The sequence below is a fragment of the Halorubellus litoreus genome (genome assembly GCF_055378595.1).
Window position 1 is genome coordinate 527,812 of record NZ_AP043834.1, and the last position, 17,644, is coordinate 545,455.

Sequence of the window (17,644 nt, forward strand, 5' to 3'; positions counted from 1 at the left end):
TATTAACGTTTGGTGCTGGTCTGGGTCTACTTCGCCTGGAGGTTCCCCTGCCGCGGCAGCCAGTGGCACGGCCACTTGACCTTGTACTTCGAGTCGCCGTCGTCGGGGACGTCCCATTCGTCCTCGGTGACGAAGGACTGCTCGCGCTTCTCGAGGAGCGAGAGCATCGGGAGGTCCTGGTTGTTGTGCCAGGCGGCCTGCCGGACGAGGTCCTGCGCGGCGGACTCGTCGGTCGCGGTCGGGATCTTCTCGACCTTCGAAGCGGGGTTCATGCTCGTCGTGCCCGAGCCTTTGCGCGCGGGCACCTCGATCTCGCCTTCCGGATAGTTGTGCCCGCGCTGCCACGTCGTGAGCTTGACCTGGTGACGTAGCGGGTAGAACGGGAACGCCGAGCGCGGCCCGCCGGGCAGCCAGAACGCGGTCGCGAGCCGGAAGTCGCCGTCCGTGATCTGCCCCCACATCTGGCCGGTCGGGACGGTGGTGACCGACGCGTCGAACCCGAAGGAACTGAGCTGGTCGGCGATCGTCTGACTCGCCGTCACCCAGTCACCCCAGCCCGCGAACTGCTTGATGGGGATGGAGATGACGTCGCCGTTCTCGTCCTTCCACTTCCCGTTCTCCTTCGTGTAGCCGACGGATTCGAGGAGCGACGCGGCCTTCTTCGACTGCGTCTCGGCCTGTCCGTACGTCTCGTAGGTGTCCATCTCGTCGCCGAGCCAGCGCTCCTGGTCGTCGACCGCGATACCGCAGGGGACCTTCGGCGTGGACTTCGTCCGCGGGCCCGCGTTGTCGCGGACCTGATCGCGGTTGATGACGTGCATGAGCGCCTGCCGGACCTCTCGCTTCCCCATGACGGGGTCGTCGTGGTTCGGGACGAGCCCGTACCCCCACTTCGCGGGGACGCGCGCCTCGTTGACGGCGTCGGGCATGTTCGCGACGACCTTCGGCGGCGTGAAGAGACTCATCGCGACGTCCAGCTTCCCGCCGAGCAACCCGGCGTGCATCTGCGGGTTGTCCGGCATGTGGACGTACTGGTACTCTTCGAAGTTCACGTTGTCCGCGTCGGGATGGTCCGCGAACCGCTTCAGCGTCACCTGCTGTTTGTCGGCGTCGCCCGTGAACTTGAACGGGCCGGTCCCCTGGACGTTCTCGTCGTAACTGAAGCTCTGTACGGCGCTCGCTTCCTTGTCGAGGTACTTCTTGTAGACGCTGTGCTTGGTGTCGACGCGCATCGGCGCGAGCGTGTGCTTGACGATGGTCGGGTTCGTCTCCTCGGAGAAACTGAGTTCGACCGTCTTGTCGCCGGTCGCCTCGACGCTGTCGGTGAAGTCCCAGAGGCTATCCCCGGTCTTCTTCCCGATCTTGAACTGCGTGGCGAGGTCCTGGCTGGTGACGTCGTCGCCGTTGTGCCACGTCAGGTCCTCTCGGATGGTGAGCGTCGCCGACGTGGACTCGACCTGCCAGTCGTCGAGCGCGTAGAGGATGAACTCGCCTTTCCCGAAGTGGTACTGTGCGAACTTGTCGAACACCATCTCCCCCGACCAGGCGGCGTACTTCTGGGTGTTGTGGGGGTTGTAGTGCATGTTCTTCGGCACGCCTTCGTTCGTCGCGCCGACGAGGGTCTTGTCCTGGACGGTGACGCTACCGGACGAATCGTCGGTGCCGTCGGAGCCGTCACCGCTCCCGTCGCTGTCCTCGCTGTCGGTATCGTTGTTCGAGGTGGTGCTACATCCGGCGAGGGCGACCGCGCCTGACGCCCCCGTCAGTTTCATGAACCGGCGACGGCTGCAGACGTCCCGGTAACTGGTGGCTGAGTCGCTTGCCATTATCCACCAAAACCACCAACCCAACAATACATAAAAGTTTGGGAGAGTGCGAAGGATTGATGCGGTCTGTCGGTAGAACCGCAGGACAGCATCCACCCACGGTCGCAACGCTATCCGTCAGCGAGGACTGTCACCGGTGAACCGCCGCCAGCACACCGACCGAACTGGCGAAAAACATAAGTAACCGATTCATCTTGTACTGGACAATGCAGCAAGACAGCACAGAGTACGAGTTCCAACAGCCCCACCTCCCCGTCGACACTCGCGTCGAGGACCTCCTCGACAGGATGACCACGGCAGAGAAAGCCGGCCAGCTGGTCGGCACGTGGGCCGGACAACTGAGCGAGTTCAACGACGTATCCGACGTGAAAGCCGCCATCACCGACCACCACATCGGCGCCGCCGCGACGTTCGGCTGGGGCGGCTCCCTCGACACCACCGTCGACGACGTCGTCGAGACCGTCAACGAACTCCAGACGTACGCCGTCGAGGAGACCCGCCTCGGCATCCCGCTGCTGTTCAACGTCGACGCGGTCCACGGGCACGCCTACGTCGCCAACGCGACCGTCTTCCCGAACGGACTCGGCGTCGGCGCCACCTGGGACACCGACGCCGCCGAACGCGCGGCGAACGTCACCGCGAGCGAGATCCGGGCCACCGGCGCCCACCAGAACTACTCGCCGACGTGCGACGTCGGCCGCGACCCGCGCTGGGGGCGCGTGTTCGAGACGTTCGGCGAGAGCCCGTACCTCTGCGGCGAACTCGCAGCCGCGAAAGCCCGTGGCTACCAGGGCGACGGTATCGAAGGCGACGAGAACGTCATCGCGACCGCGAAGCACTTCCCCGCCTACAGCGAACCGGAACGCGGCGAGGACGCCTCGCCCGTGGACGTCTCCGAGTACAAGCTCCGGAACACGTTCGTCCCGCCGTTCGAACGCCTCCTCGAAGCGGACGTCGAGTCCGTCATGCCGTGCTACAACTCCATCAACGGCGAACCCGCGCACTCCTCGGAGCGCTACCTCATCGACCTGCTCCGGGACGAACTCGGGTTCGACGGCACCGTCGTCTCCGACTGGAACGGCATCCGCCAGCTCTGCGACGAACACCGGACCGCCGTCGACCGCCGCGACGCCGTCCACCAGTCACGCGTCGCCGGCCTCGACCTCGCGTCCGTCGGGCACGTCGGGCACGTCGAGGCGCTCGTGGCACTCGTCGAGGACGGCGACCTCCCCGAGAGCGTCCTGGACGCCAGCGTCCGTCGCGTCCTCGAACAGAAATTCAAACTGGGCCTCTTCGAGGACCCGTACGTGGACGCCGACGACGCGGCCGACACCGTCGGCGCGAGCGACCACCAGGACGTCGCCCTGGAGTGTGCGCGCGAGTCGATGACGCTCCTCCAGAACGACGACATCCTCCCGCTATCCGGGGACGAGGACGTGTTCGTCGCGGGCCCGAACGCCGACGACCTCGTGCATCAGGTCGGCGGCTGGAGCGTCGACGAGGAAGCGCACGTCGCGGGCGATAGCATCCGCGACGCGCTCGCCGACCACACCACGGGCACGGTCACCTACGAACGGGGCGCGTCGATGTCGACGACCGAGGACGTCGAAGCGGCCGCCGCGAAGGCCGCCGAGGCGGACGTTGCGGTCGTCGCGGTCGGCGAGAACTGGTACCTCCACGAGTTCGGTCCGGAGGTCCAGTCCGGCACGAAGACCGGCGAGTTCCCGACGCGCTCGGAGCTCCGTCTCCCGGAAGCGCAGCGCGAACTCGTCGAGGCTATCCACGAGACGGGGACGCCGACCGTCGGCGTGCTCGTCACCGGCCGGCCGCTCATCGTCGACTGGATGGCCGAGCACCTGCCGGCGATCCTCATGGCGTACTACCCCGGCTCCCGGGGCGGGACCGCGGTCGCGGAGACGCTGTTCGGCGCGAACGAACCCGCCGGCCGTCTCCCGATATCGGTCCCGCGGTCGCCCGGCGACCTCCCCCAGCACTTCGACCACCTCGCGCATCCGGCCCCCATCGGCGCCGACGAACATCCCGACTCGTACGACCCGCTGTTCGAGTTCGGGCACGGCCTCAGCTACACCGACTTCGAGTACGCGGACCTCTCCGTCTCCACGGACGTCCTCGACGCCGACGACGAGTTCGAGGTGTCGGTCACGCTCGCGAACGTCGGGGACCGAAGTGGGACCGAGGTCGTCCAGGCGTACAGTAGCGCTCTCACCGCGTCGCACGTCCCTCGCGTCCGCCGCCTTCAGGCGTTCGAGCGCGTGACGCTCGACCCCGGCGAGGAACGCACCGTGACGCTCTCGCTCGCCGCAGCCGACTTCAGCGTCTACCACCCTGGCGACGGCCACACGCTCGAAGACGGCGAGTACCGATTGCGCGTCGCCGACGAGACCGAGACCGTCACCGTCGACGACGCCGCGCTCTGACTTCCGCGGAAGCAACGCCTTCTCTCTCCGATCGCCGATGCAACAGCGCCGCGTCCGATAGCGCCGGTGGTCGTCTATCCACTACACGTCCACGCCACGGACGGGTGCCAGTCTTGTGACCCCTCGCCCGAGCGTCGCGATCGCTTCCCAAGAGCAGCTGTGACACCCGCGACATCGCCGCCGCTACCGTCTCGCCCGATACCGGGCTGGCACGAACCTCCGGCCCTCCGTGGGACCGTCGGAACCCGGTGACGGGACGGCACGACGCGATACCATACGAAAGGTGACCAATATGGGAAGTGTCATGACTGCCGGGTAAACACACGAGGGAACGGTGAATAATGAACGACCGATGTATTTTGATGCAGCAATAAAACATCCTTCCTGCAGGACTGGCCGCTGTCGAACCTTCCCCGCCGGTTCTCGATGGCCGCCTCGTTCACCGTTTAGAATAACGACCATAGGGCTGTTATTAGAACTCGGTCGATCGATTCTCCACCGACCCGCACGAACCCGACCGCGACAAACAGTATAACACACCTATCTTTGTTATATTCGGCTCCCTGTTCGTTGCCCGACTACCATCGGGTCGAACCGGTTTCACCCGCCCGCTGACCGTCGAAGGGACGAGCAATCCCTACGAACGGCCGACTGTATCGGCTCGTGATGCATTACACACACTCACAATAGCCCTCAGGTCGCCCGCTGCACGCCGAGACCGAATTATCCGTCGTAAACGCCGACTGACGATTGCCGGTGCCCGAACGCGACCGGCTCGCCCACTCACCGATCGACCGCTCTCGCGCCGTTGTGCTTGATGCGAATGATGTCCGCGGTCTCGGTGACGAGTTGCGGGAGCGTCGACTCGAAGTACTCGCCCTCGATGCGACTGGCCGGCCCAGAGAGCGAGACGGTTCCGATGACGCCATCCAGTCCCCGGACCGGAGCGGCGACACCGCGGATACCCACGGCCGCTTCCTCTCGGTCCCGCGCGAACCCCTGCTCGCGGACGGTCTCCAGTTCCGCCTCCAGTGCGTCGCGGTCCGCGATCGTATTCGGCGTCATCGAATGAAGACCGTGCGTTTCGAGGACGTCGTCCAGTTCGTCCTCGTCCATGTGCGCCAGGACGACCTTCCCGCTGGCGGTCGCGTTGAGACGCCAGCGACTCCCCGTGGTGTACGCGCCACTTTCGACGGCGTCCTCGCCGCCGGTCTTGTAGAGATAGTACCCGAGCCCTTGCTCGACGACCATCAACCAGACGTACTCGCCCGTCTCCGCCGCCAGATCGTCCGCCGGGTCGGTCCCGTGGACGTACAGCGGATAGTTCTCCTTGATGCTGTTCCCCACCTCGTAGTATCGGAGCCCGGGGCGATAGCGGTCGTTTTCCTTCACAGCGAATCCGCGACGTTCGAGCGTCCGGAGGTGGGCGAGCACGTTGCTCGGCGATCGATCGAGCACCTCCGCGAGTTCGGTGATGGTCATCGGCCCCTCCGTGGTCAGGGTCTCGACGATGTCCAGCGACGTATCGACCGACTTGATCCCGGTCTGCTCGTCGTCCGCCGGGTGATTTGGCATGGTCGAACAATGCGGCGCGTCCATCATTAGCATATCGACCCGACGACGTCCCGGAGACGCCGAGGGCACCTCGTTCCTCGAAAGCGGACCCGTCACGTGACGCGATGGTATTCTTTCATAGAGAATTGGTGGTCGTTCCACGTGGAGACGCCACGGACAGCCGGTCGGGGTCCGTCTCTGCGGACTGTACTGCGTCATCGGCTACCTCGGTTCGAACCGTCGCCTCCTTCGCTCCGAATTGCTCGGTCTGCCCAGCCCACGCCGGGCGAGGACTCGAGGCCGTCCAGGGGGCCTTCTCCACGCTCCCTCGAGTTACCCGGTCGGACGATGGGAGCAGGAGATTCTCCAGCGGAGAACTGACAGGTTCGGTTCACCACGTTCCTCTGTACGCTTTGCTTGAACTATCTGAAACGGGGCGACAGAGGGCCGCTGGCGGACGAACGACTGTGGGCCGTCCGGCAGCCGCCGGTTCACATAACAGCTCTTACAAAACACTTAATTACCGTGTCGGTTAGTACCAACCACGGATGAACGTAGTGTCTGACTTAGAGGCGCGAGTAGGGAACCCGCTCTCGGTCACCCTGATCGGGCCGGGCGTCTACGGATCGCACCTCGCTTACCAGATCGAGGAGACACCCGGCGTCGAGCTCTCGATACTCGCCGACATCGAACGACGAAAAGCCGAGGACGCGTTCCGGAAGGCCGGCGTCCCCGACGACGACGTCTCGATCGAAGAGAGCGCGGACGGCATCGCGAGCGCTCTCGCGGCGGATCGCCGCGTCGCAACGAGCGATGGTGCACTGGCGGCTGGTGCGCCGGTGGACGTCGTCATCGAGACGACCGGTGACGCTGAAGCGGCGGCCGTCCACGCGTGGGAAGCGATCGACGCCGGCAACGACGTCGTCATGGTCAGCGTCGAGGTGGACGTGACGATCGGCCCGCTGCTGGCTCGCTTCGCCGAGTACCGCGGCGTCACCTACTCGATGGCGTACGGCGACGAGCCGGCACAGGTCGTCGAGATGGTCGACTGGGCGCGCACCCAGGGCCTGGACATCGTGGCCGCGGGACAGGGCACGGAACTGACGTTCAAGCCTCACGCGACGCACGAGGACTCCCTCCAGCGGTACGACCTCCCCGAGTCGTTCATCGAGAACAGCGAACCGGACGCACGGATGTACAACACGTTCCTCGACGGAACGAAGGTGGCGGTCGAGCTCTGTGCGGCCGCGAACGCCCTCGGACTACCGATCGACGATGACGGCGTCCACATGCCAGAGACGGACAAGGACGGGATGCTCGAGACGCTCAGACCAGTCGAGGACGGCGGGGTTCTCGAGCGGTCGGGCGTCATCGACTCCGTCACGCCGACCGACCAGAACCCGAGCGCGTTCGTCGTGACCGAGGCGACGAACGAGTCGACGCAGGCGTACCTGAGCCAGCGGTACAACATCAAGACGACGTCGAACGGCCGGTACCAGCTCTTCCATCGCCCCTATCATCTGCCCCAGGAGACGATGGTCAGCGTCGCTCTCGCCGGACTCCACGACGAGCCGACGGGCGTCGTGACCGAACAGAAAACCGAGGTCGTCGCCGCGGCGAAACGCGACCTCGAACCCGGTGAGACGATCGTCGGCGGTGGTGGTGACACGATATACGGCCGCCTCCAGAACGCCGACGTCGCGTCCGATGCGGACCTCGTTCCGTTCGAACTGCTCTGTGGCGCGACCGTCGAACAGCCCGTGAGCACCGACCAGCCCATCTCCGCCGCGGACGTCAGCCTCGACACCGACTCACCGCTCTACCACCTCCGCCAACTCCAGGAATCGCTTCTCTGACCGACAGCAAGCGGCTCTGATCGACAGCAAGCGGTCGTCTCGGTAATAAACGGTGGGCTATGTTCGCATCCGCTTTTGTGTGAAAGACACTCACATGTTCGCTGGATGTGGTTCCGGGAACGGTCGTCTCGTGGGTCGGACGACCCAACAGTCGGCCGAGCGTCGGCGGCACCATTGGCGCGGCCCCGAAGTATTATACTCGCCCTCGCAGAAATAGCGGTATCGTGGAGGTATCCGAGAGCGGTCACTACATCGACGGTTCGTGGCGAACAGGCACGCCAGAAGTGGACGTACTGAACCCAGCGACCGGGGAGACGATAGCGAGCGTCCCGAGCGCCGACGAGGCGCTCGTCGCGGAAGCGCTCTCGGCCGCGCAGGACGCCCAGGACGAATGGGGCGCCATGCCCGGCATCGAGCGCGCGGAGGTCATCCGAGACATCGGTGCGGTTATCGAGAACCACGTCGAGGATATCGGGGACGTCCTGATGGCCGAGCAAGGGAAGCCGCGGTCCGCGGCCCACGGTGAGGTCGAGGGAACGCTGACGCTCGCCGACTACGCGGCCGGCTGGGGGCGTCGGATCGAGGGCGACATCGTTCCGAGCGACAGCCGCGACGAACAGATACAGTTACAGCGCCATCCGATGGGCGTCGTCGCTGCCATCATCCCGTGGAACTACCCGGTCGCGGTACTGATGCGGAAGATCCTCCCGGCGCTCATCGCCGGGAACGCGGTCGTCGTGAAGCCGAGTTCGACGACGCCACTGTCGACGATCCGCCTGTTCGAGGCTCTCGACGAGGAACTCGACCTCCCCGACGGCCTCCTGAACCTCGTCATCGGCGACAGCGCCGTCGGTGACGCGCTCGTGACGGCACCCGAGACGGACATGGTGACGATGACGGGGTCGACGCGCGTCGGGAAGGAGATCATGGAGGCCGCCGCGCAGAACCTCACGCCGGTCTCGCTCGAACTCGGCGGGAAGGCACCCGCGATCGTCGCGGCGGACGCCGACGTCGACGCAGCCGTCGAGGACATCCTCACCGCCCGCATCACGAACGCCGGGCAGGTGTGTACGTGCGCCGAACGCGTCTTCGTCCACGAGGACGTCGCCGATGAGTTCACGGAGAAGTACGTCGCCGCGACGGAAGCGCTCGAACTCGGCCCCCCCGAGGACGACCCCGACATGGGCCCGCAGGTATCCGAAGGCGAACGCGAGTGGACGCATTCGTCGGTCGAAGCAGCCGTCGACGCCGGTGCGACGCTGCTCGCCGGGGGCGAGGCACCCACGGACGAGAGCCTCGAGGCCGGCTACTACTACGCGCCGACCGTCCTCGGCGACGTCGACCCGTCGATGGACGTCGTCGAACAGGAGGTGTTCGGGCCGGTGACGCCGATCGTGACCGTCGAATCCGTCGACCAGGCCGTCGAGTACGCGAACCGGTCGCGGTACGGGCTCTCCTCGTACGTCTTCACAGAGGACTACCAGACCGCGATGCAGACCGTGGACGACCTGGACTACGGCGAGACCTACGTGAACCGGACGCTCGGCGAAGCGTGGCAGGGCCACCACATCGGCTGGAACGACTCCGGCATGGGCGGCGACGACGGCAAGTACGGCGTCCTCAAGTACACACAGATCAAGAGCGTCTACCACGACTACAGCTAGAGCGCCCGGCGCTGGATTCGAGCGACGAGGCACTGACGCCGGGTTTTCTCACCGGCAAAGACATAAGTGCAGCCGCGTCGAGAGTCTGATTCGTTGGAGCAACCGACAGATAGCATGGAGATAACTGGCATCAACTCATACCACATCGACTACGAGATGGACGCGCCGTTCGAGCCCTCCTGGTACCCGGAGCTCGAGCAGCACGTCCACAAGGTACAGCTCTACGAGGTCGAGACCGACGCGGGCATCAGCGGCATCACGTCCGTCACGGGCGACGCGTCCCGCGTCGATTCGCTCGACCTCGCCAGGGAGTACCTCGTCGGAGAGGATCCGCGCCACATCGAACAGCGACTCGACGATCTGGCGTCGCTGAACTCCTACGGCCCGCGACCGTGGCACTTCGAGATCGCGTTCTGGGACATCAAGGGCAAGGAGGTCGGGAAACCGATCTACGAGTTGCTCGGCGGGGACGGCGACCCGATCCCGGCGTACGCGTCAAGCGGCGAACTGCGCTCCGTCGACGAGCGCCTCGACTGGGTCGCCGACCGCGTCGACGAGGGGTTCGAGGCGATCAAGCTCCGCTTCCACTCCGACGACATGGCCGAGGACGTTGCCGTCGCCCGCGCCGTCCGGGAGGCGTACCCCGACCTCGAGATCATGGTCGACCTCAATATGGGGTGGAGTTTTGCGCATCCCGGCGGCGGGACGTGGACGTTCGACGACGCGCTCTCGGTCGCGCGGGACCTCGAGGAGATCGGGAACATCGGCTGGCTCGAGGAACCGTTCAATCAACGGAACTACGAGAGGCTCGCTCGCCTCCGCGAGAAGACGGACATTCCGATCGCGGGCGGCGAGTTCAACAACGGCGTCCACCAGTTCCGCGAGTTCGTCGAGCACGACGCGCTCGACGTCCTCCAGCCGGACGTCATGCTCAGCGCGGGCATCTCGAAGACGAAACTGATCGCGGGACTCGCGGACATGCACGGGCTCCAGTTCGCGCCGCACACGTGGAACGACGGCATCGGGTTCGCCGCGAACGTCCAGTTGCTCGCGTGCACGAACCCCAGCTGGTGCGAGTACCCCATCGAGCCGCCGGGTTGGTCGCTCGACACGCGAGACTTCCTGCTCGAGGAGCAACTCACCGCAGAAGACGGCGCGATCGTCCCACCCAGTGGCCCCGGCCTCGGTATCGACCTCGACTGGGACCTGGTGGAAGAACTGTCCGAATCGACCGCCTGAGTCAGAACTCGGTGACGACTTCCATCCCGAGCGTTCCGTAGTCGTCCATCGACGCGAGCCGATCCGAGACGTCGTCTAGAGCGACCTCGTTCGTGACGAGGTCCGCGGGCGTGAGTTTGTCACCAGCTATCATGTTGAAGAGCTCGGGGTAGCGACTCGGCGGCATGCCCTTGACGCCGACGAACTCGAGTTCCGAACCGACCATCTCGTCCACCGGGAGCGAGATCTCGCCGGCCTCGTCGTCCGTCGTCATCCCGACCTGGACGTGTTGGCCCTGCTGGGCGAGGGAGTCGATGGAGTTCCGGCACGTCTCCGCGATCCCGAGTGCGTCGACGGAGACGTTTGCCCCGCCGTTCGTGACGTCCTGCACGGCCTTCGGGACGTCGGTGTCCCCGGCCGTGACGGTCGCCGTTGCGCCGACCTGTTCGGCGAGGTCGAGGGCGTCCTCGTTCAGGTCGACGGCGACGACGTTCGCGCCGAGCGCCGCACCGACGTTGACCGCCGACAGCCCGATTCCTCCGCATCCGTGGACGGCGAGCCAGTCGCCCGCGTGCACGTCGGCCTTGTGCGCGAGCCCGTGGAACGCGGTCGCGAACCGACAGCCGAGCCCCGCCATCTCGACGGCCGTCATGCCGTCTGGGAGGTGGACGGCGTTGAAGTCGGCGTTCGGAATCGCGAACTCGGAGGCGAACGCACCGGGGAGGTCGCCGGTGAACCCGAGGCTCAGGCCGTCCGAGCAGAGGTGGGAGTCGCCCGACCAGCAGGACGAACAGTGCCCGCACGCGATGTTGAACGGAATGCCGACGTCGTCGCCGACCGCGAAGTTCTCCACGTCGTCGCCGACGGCGGTCACCGTGCCCGCGGGCTCGTGCCCGAGGATGTGGTCGTCGGTGGGGACGGACGGCCAGTGGCCTTTCCAGGCGTGCCAGTCGCTCCGACAGATGCCGCAGGCGTCTGTTTCGACGACGATACCGTTCGCACCCGGCGTCACGGATTCGACCTCCGTGACGGACAGCGGTGCGTCGTACTCGTTGAGGACTGCCGCAGTTCGCATGTCACTGACGACCGCAGGCCGGGTCATTAATCTTTCCCGGGACACCTCCGACCGTCCCGCTCCTTCGACGCGGCGGCAGCGACGAGTTCACGCCGTTCGGATATGTGGCGCCGTCAAGGCAGTACCGTGTGGCTGGTCGCTCGAACGAGGGCGCGGTCGGGGGGTACTCCATCTCAATCGGTGCGAAAATTGCCTTATTTCCTTATAGGTCTCCGGCACCCACCAAGGTTTTATTATGAAGGATTTCATGGGTAGGACTCGTATGCCATCGAGAGACAGTCACACAACCGTTGGGACGGACAGGCGGTCGATCCTCAAACTCGGCGGAACCCTCGGAACCCTCGGAATCACCGGACTCGCCGGTTGCATGGGCGGCGGAGAAGAAGGTGACGGCGGTGACGGCGGGAGCGACGGCGGTGACACCATCCAATCCGACGACTCGGGCGACGGAACGGAGGAGACGCCGGACTCGCTGCCCCGCGGCGGCACGTTCGTCGTCGGCGCACAGCAGGGCGTCCAGACGATGTCGCCGTTCCGCGGGTTCCTCGCCGACTACCTCCTCGGCGAGGCGATGTACGACCGGCTGACGCGCGTGAACCAGTCCTTCGAGGTCGAGCCCAACCTCGCGAAGGACTGGGAGGCCAACGACGATTACACCGTCTGGACGTTCAACCTCCGCGAGGACGCGGCGTTCAACAACATGGACGGCCAGACGATGACCGCCGCGGACGTGAAGGCCTCCTACGACTTCCTCAAGTCGGACTCGTTCTCGGGGTCCGCGTCGAGCCTGAGCGGCGTGGAGTCGCTCTCGGCCGTCGACGAGACGACGGTGGAGGTCGAGCTCACCGAACCGGACCTGAACTTCACGAAGCGCATCGCGGAGACCGGCGGGGCGTTCTTCATCGTCCCGAAGGACGTTCTCGACGACGACCCGGCGAAACTGGAGGACACGGACTACGGGACCGGCCCGCTCCAGCTCGAGAGTTGGAATCAGAAGAACGATATCACGTTCAGTGCGAACGACGATTACCACATCGAGGGCGTGGATGGCGAACCGCTCCCGTACTTCGACGAACTCAAGTGGAACATCCTCTCGGACAACATCCAGCGCGCGAACTCGCTGTCCGACGGGAGTATCGACGCCGTCAGTCGCACCTCGCCCAACGTCGCCGGGCGCGTCTCTGACAACGCGACGCTCGTCAAGCAGACGTCCGGGCTCCAGTACCCGATCGTCCTGAACACGACGGTCGAACCGCTTGACAATCCGAAAGTCCGGAAGGCGATCAAGTACGCGCTCGACCGCGAACAGATCCTCAAAGCGGTCTCACCCGAGGGCGTCCTCGGCCATCACTCCGGCGTCACGCCAGTGCACACGTACTACAACGACGACCTGGCGGTCGGCGACACCTTCGGGACGACGGCGAACGTCGAGAAAGCAAAGGAACTGCTGTCCGAAGCCGGCTACGGCGACGGTCTCGAGATGAAGACGTTCCACTACGACGACGGCGTTCCGTCGAAGGAAGTCATCGCGCAGTTGTTCCAGCAGCAGATGAAGCAGGTCGGTATCGAGTTCGAGATCAACCGGCTCACCGAGGAGACGTGGCTGTCCGATTACTGGAACACGGACGGCGTCTGGTACATCACGAACTACTCCACGCGCGTGCTCGGGAGCACCGTGCCACAGCTCGCGCTCCGCTCGGAGGGCCCCTGGAACGAGGCGAACTGGAGCAACGACGCGTTCGACGAGGCGTTCGCGAAGGCGACGTCGGCGACGAGCGAGGAGGAGAAGGCCGAGGCGATGAAGGAGATGCAGCGCATCAACCACGAGGAAGGTGCGTGGGTCGGTACCTTCCATCCGAAGATCTACGGCGGCTACAAGGACTACGTACAGAACTACGACCTGTACCCCACGTACATCAAGGACTTCCTCAGCGAGTGCGCTGTCGATAAATAACGAGAGAAAGGAGACATAGCAATGAATTATCTCTATCTGGTGAAGCGCACCGCGATCGCGCTTCTCTCGATATTCATCGTGGTGTCGGTCGTCTTCGGGGTGACGACCCTCCTCCCCGGGAGCGCCGCGAACATCGTGCTCGGGACGGAGGCGACCGACGCAGCGATCGAGCAAGTGAACGAAGATCTCGGACTCGATCGCCCCCTGCCCGTACAGTACGTCGACTTCGTCGGCGGGGCCGTGACCGGGAACTTCGGGAATAGCCTCATCTCCGGACAGCCGGTGATGGAGATGGTCTGGCCGCGGTTGCTGCGGACGCTCCAGCTAGCCGCTGTCGCGATGCTCATCTCCGTCGTGGCCGCTATCCCGCTCGGTATCGTCGCGGCGGCCAAGCGCGACACCGTCGTCGACCACGTCGTGACCAGCGGTTCCTACGTCGGGCTCAGTATCCCGTCCTTCGTCAGTGCAACCCTGCTGTTGTTGTTCCTGACGACGCCACCGCTTGACCTCTTCCCCAAGGGCGGGTTCGTCCCGATCAGCGACGGCGTCGTCCCGTGGCTCCATCATCTCCTCTTGCCCGCGATCGCGATGAACACCATCATCCTCGCGTACGTCCTCCGGCAGACGCGGTCCTCGATGGTCGAAACGCTCGAATCGGACTACATCCGAACGGCGCGACTCAAGGGCGTCGCCGAACGCAACGTCCTGTTCAAGCACGGACTCCGCAACGGCCTCCTCCCGACGGTCACCGTGCTCGCGCTGAACTTCGGGTGGATGATGGGAAGCGTCGTCATCATCGAACAGATATTCGCGTTCCCAGGCATCGGCGAGCTCATCGTGCAAGCGATAGACAACCGTGATCTCCCGGTCATCCAAGCCGGCATCCTGGTGCCGACGATCGCGTTCATCATGGCCAACTTCGCAGCGGACATCGTCTACACGCTGCTCGACCCACGAATCAGTCTGGGGGACGAATAGATGGCTACTGACACCTCAACGTCGACCGACTCGAGCGGATTCGACCTGCCCCCGATCGTGGGGAACCTCCTGAGTAACCGCCGTATAAGTCTCGGACTCGCGATCTTGCTCCCGATCGCGCTCGTCGCGATCCTCGGTGAGACCGTCGCGCCGTACGACCCGACGGCGACGCACGTCGCCGACCGGTACGCGGGACCCGGCGGGCAGTTCCTCCTGGGCACCGACCACCTCGGTCGGGATCTCCTGTCGCGAGTCATCCTGGGCGGCCGAACGAGCCTCCTGCTCGGGTTCGGGGCGACGGCGCTCGCACTCCTCGTGGGCGTCCCGATCGGGTTGACCGCCGGGTACGCGAAGGGCCGCGTCGACGAGATCCTGATGCGGATCATGGACATCATCATGAGCGTGCCGACGCTCCTGCTCGGCCTCCTCATCCTCGTCGTCCTTCCCTCGAACATCCTCAACGTCGTCATGGCGATCGGCGTCGTGTACGCGCCACGGATCGCTCGCGTGACGCGCTCCGCGACGCTCTCCGTCAGCGAGGAGGAGTACGTCTTGGCGGCGAAGGCGCGCGGTGAATCGAGTCCGTACATCCTCTTCCGTGAGATCCTCCCGAACGTCACCGGCCCGATCGTCGTCGAGGGGTCGGTGCGCGTCGGATACGCCATCATGATCGGGACGTCGCTGTCCTTCCTCGGTCTCGGTGCCGGGCCGCCGAACCCGGACTGGGGGTTCATGATCGCGACGGCGAGAGACCACATCTACCAGACGCCGTGGTTCCTCATCTGGCCGAGCGTCGCGCTGTTGCTCACGGTGATGGCGACGAACCTCATCGGCGACGGCTTGCGGGACGTCTTGGACCCGCGCGAAGTGGGTGATCATTCATGAGTATGGAGACGCAGTCCCGACGCAGCGAGCAGGAAACGCTCCTCAGTGTCGACTCCCTCGACGTGAAGTTCGAGGTCGCTGATGGCAACATTCACGCGTTACGCGACGTCTCGCTCGCCGTGGAGAAGGGCGAGACCGTCGGACTCGCGGGCGAGAGCGGGAGCGGGAAGAGCACGCTCGCGCTCGCTATCGTCCAGTATCTGGACGCGAACGGCTGGGTCGACGACGGCTCGATCACGTTCGAGGGCGAGGATCTGCTGTCGGCGTCGAAGCGAGACCTCCGGTCGATACGCGGGAACCGCATCGCGCACGTCGCGCAGAACCCGTCGAGCTCGCTGAACCCGAGCATGACCATCGGCGCGCAGATCCGGGAGACCATCGAACTCCATCAGGACATCGATAGCGACGCGGAGGGCACGCGACGCGTGCACGACGTCCTGGAGCAAGTGAACCTCCCGAACCCCGCGGGGATCGCCGACCGGTATCCCCACGAGCTCTCGGGCGGTCAACAGCAGCGCGCGCTGCTGGCGATCGGGCTGTCGTGTAATCCGGACCTCCTCATCCTCGACGAGCCGACGACCGGGCTGGACGTGACGACGCAGGCGAAGTTCCTCGACCTCGTCGAGGATCTCAAAGCCGAGTACGACGCCGGAATCCTGCTCATAACGCACAACCTCGGCGTCATCTCGGAGATCGCCGACCGAGTGAACATCCTCTACGCTGGTGAGATGCTGGAGAAGGGACCGGTCGAGGACGTGTTCACCACGCCCGCGAACCCCTACACGCAGGCGCTGCTGGCGACGACGCCGGAGATCGGCGCGGACAAGGAGGTCAAGCCGATTCCGGGTCGGATTCCGGAACTCGACGCGATACCTGAGGGCTGTATTTTCGCGGACCGATGCGAGTTCGCGACCGAGGAATGTCGAACCGGCGGCATCGAGATGGCATCGGTGGACGACGAGCGCGACCACGAATCGCGGTGTTTGCACTGGCAGGACGTCGTCGACAACCCGATCGACGTGCCGGCGAAGCAAGCCTCGGATCGAACGCCCGGCGAACCCATCCTCAGCATCAACAACCTGCGCAAGTACTACGACGAGGGCGGGTTCATCAAGAACCTCATCGGCGACCACGACCCGGTCAAGGCCGTGAACGACGTCTCGTTCGACATCCACGAGGGCGAGGCCGTCGGACTGGTCGGCGAGAGTGGCTGTGGGAAGAGCACGCTCGGTCGCACGCTCCTGAAGCTCCATACGGTGACGAGCGGGAGTATCGAGTACGACGGGACGGACATCGACTCGCTCTCGAAGCAGGAACTCAACGAGTTCCGTTCGTCGTGCCAGATAATCTTCCAGGATCCGGAGTCGAGTCTGAACCCGAACCGGACCGTCCGCCAGATCCTGGAGCGACCGCTCAAGTTGTTCACCGACAGGTCCGCCGACGAGCGACGTGCTCGCGCGGAGGAACTGCTGAATCAGGTGAACCTCGGGAGCGACGTCGTCGACAAGAAGCCACACGAACTCTCCGGCGGGCAACAGCAACGGGTTGCAATAGCGCGCGCGTTCGCGGCGGACCCGTCGCTGATCGTGTTGGACGAGCCGGTGTCGTCGCTCGACGTGAGCGTGCAGGCGAGCATCCTGAACCTGCTCGAGGAGCTCTGCGAGGAGTACGGGACGTCGTACCTGCTCATCAGTCACGACCTGAGCGTCATCGAGGCGATCTGTGACCGCGTGGCGGTGATGTACCTCGGGGAGATAATCGAGACCGGGTCGACCGAGCAGATCTTCGAGCCGCCGTATCACCCCTACACGCGTGCGCTGCTCTCGAGCATCCCGACGCTCGACCCGCACGAGGAGAAGAGCCGCATCCGGTTGGACGGCGACGTGCCGGACGCGCGCAATCCCCCGAGCGGGTGCTCGTTCAACACGCGCTGCCCGCAGAAGATCGGGGAGGTGTGCGAGACGGACGATCCGGAACTCGAAGGCGACGGTGACGGTCACTGCATCGGGTGTCACCTCTCGGAGGAAGAGATGAGCGAGTCGCTCGACGCGACGTTCGACCAGGGCTGAACCCCCGGGTCACGCGTCGTCGAGAACACGGGCGAATGGCCCAGACCGCCTGCAGCACAAGCCCACTGTTCGGCCAGAAATATCTCCGAAAATCTCAGATACCAACATTCTTCGTAGTATATTCACA

The 17,644-nt window shown here is 65.0% G+C and carries 11 protein-coding genes; 8 read left to right on the top strand and 3 right to left on the bottom strand.

Annotated elements, in window-relative coordinates; genetic code table 11:
* Positions 1–26: 26 nt before the first annotated feature.
* Positions 27–1,826 carry an ABC transporter substrate-binding protein gene (locus tag ACZ48X_RS02380; protein WP_336351174.1) on the bottom strand — a complete coding sequence of 600 codons (1,800 nt, stop codon included), beginning with the start codon at positions 1,824–1,826 and terminating at the stop codon, positions 27–29.
* 206 nt (positions 1,827–2,032) lie between these two features.
* On the opposite strand from ACZ48X_RS02380, the gene ACZ48X_RS02385 reads away from it, so the two are divergent.
* Positions 2,033–4,264: a glycoside hydrolase family 3 N-terminal domain-containing protein gene (locus tag ACZ48X_RS02385; RefSeq protein ID WP_336351173.1), complete on the top strand. Its 2,232-nt coding sequence runs from the start codon at positions 2,033–2,035 to the stop codon at positions 4,262–4,264.
* A 783-nt stretch (positions 4,265–5,047) separates the two neighbouring features.
* Here the strand turns inward: ACZ48X_RS02385 and ACZ48X_RS02390 are convergent.
* Positions 5,048–5,839: an IclR family transcriptional regulator gene (locus tag ACZ48X_RS02390; protein ID WP_336351172.1), complete on the bottom strand. Its 792-nt coding sequence runs from the start codon at positions 5,837–5,839 to the stop codon at positions 5,048–5,050.
* Positions 5,840–6,366: 527 nt separating this feature from the next.
* On the opposite strand from ACZ48X_RS02390, the gene ACZ48X_RS02395 reads away from it, so the two are divergent.
* The 3 genes from ACZ48X_RS02395 to ACZ48X_RS02405 all read left to right on the top strand — a co-directional run bounded on the left by ACZ48X_RS02395 (position 6,367) and on the right by ACZ48X_RS02405 (position 10,577).
* Positions 6,367–7,674, top strand: a complete 1,308-nt coding sequence (locus ACZ48X_RS02395) for an SAF domain-containing protein (protein ID WP_336351171.1) — start codon at positions 6,367–6,369, stop codon at positions 7,672–7,674.
* A 224-nt stretch (positions 7,675–7,898) separates the two neighbouring features.
* Positions 7,899–9,338, top strand: coding sequence for an aldehyde dehydrogenase (gene aldA, locus ACZ48X_RS02400; RefSeq protein WP_336351170.1), 1,440 nt, complete (start codon positions 7,899–7,901; stop codon positions 9,336–9,338).
* Between the two features lie 93 nt (positions 9,339–9,431).
* Positions 9,432–10,577, top strand: a complete 1,146-nt coding sequence (locus tag ACZ48X_RS02405; RefSeq protein ID WP_336351169.1) for a mandelate racemase/muconate lactonizing enzyme family protein — start codon at positions 9,432–9,434, stop codon at positions 10,575–10,577.
* 1 nt (position 10,578) lies between these two features.
* On the opposite strand, the gene ACZ48X_RS02410 is transcribed toward ACZ48X_RS02405, so the two are convergent.
* On the bottom strand, positions 10,579–11,631 hold the full coding sequence (locus tag ACZ48X_RS02410) for an alcohol dehydrogenase catalytic domain-containing protein (RefSeq protein WP_336351168.1): 1,053 nt from the start codon (positions 11,629–11,631) through the stop codon (positions 10,579–10,581).
* A gap of 262 nt (positions 11,632–11,893) precedes the next feature.
* On the opposite strand from ACZ48X_RS02410, the gene ACZ48X_RS02415 reads away from it, so the two are divergent.
* The 4 genes from ACZ48X_RS02415 to ACZ48X_RS02430 are packed head-to-tail and all read left to right on the top strand — an operon-like array spanning position 11,894 to position 17,517.
* Positions 11,894–13,585 (top strand): ABC transporter substrate-binding protein, encoded by a 1,692-nt coding sequence (locus tag ACZ48X_RS02415; RefSeq protein WP_336351167.1) that lies wholly within the window; start codon positions 11,894–11,896, stop codon positions 13,583–13,585.
* Between the two features lie 21 nt (positions 13,586–13,606).
* On the top strand, positions 13,607–14,563 hold the full coding sequence (locus ACZ48X_RS02420; protein ID WP_336351166.1) for an ABC transporter permease: 957 nt from the start codon (positions 13,607–13,609) through the stop codon (positions 14,561–14,563).
* Positions 14,564–15,448, top strand: a complete 885-nt coding sequence (locus tag ACZ48X_RS02425; RefSeq protein WP_336351165.1) for an ABC transporter permease — start codon at positions 14,564–14,566, stop codon at positions 15,446–15,448.
* Positions 15,445–17,517, top strand: coding sequence for an ABC transporter ATP-binding protein (locus ACZ48X_RS02430; protein WP_336351164.1), 2,073 nt, complete (start codon positions 15,445–15,447; stop codon positions 17,515–17,517). The genes ACZ48X_RS02425 and ACZ48X_RS02430 overlap by 4 nt, the downstream gene beginning before the upstream one ends.
* Positions 17,518–17,644: the final 127 nt, after the last annotated feature.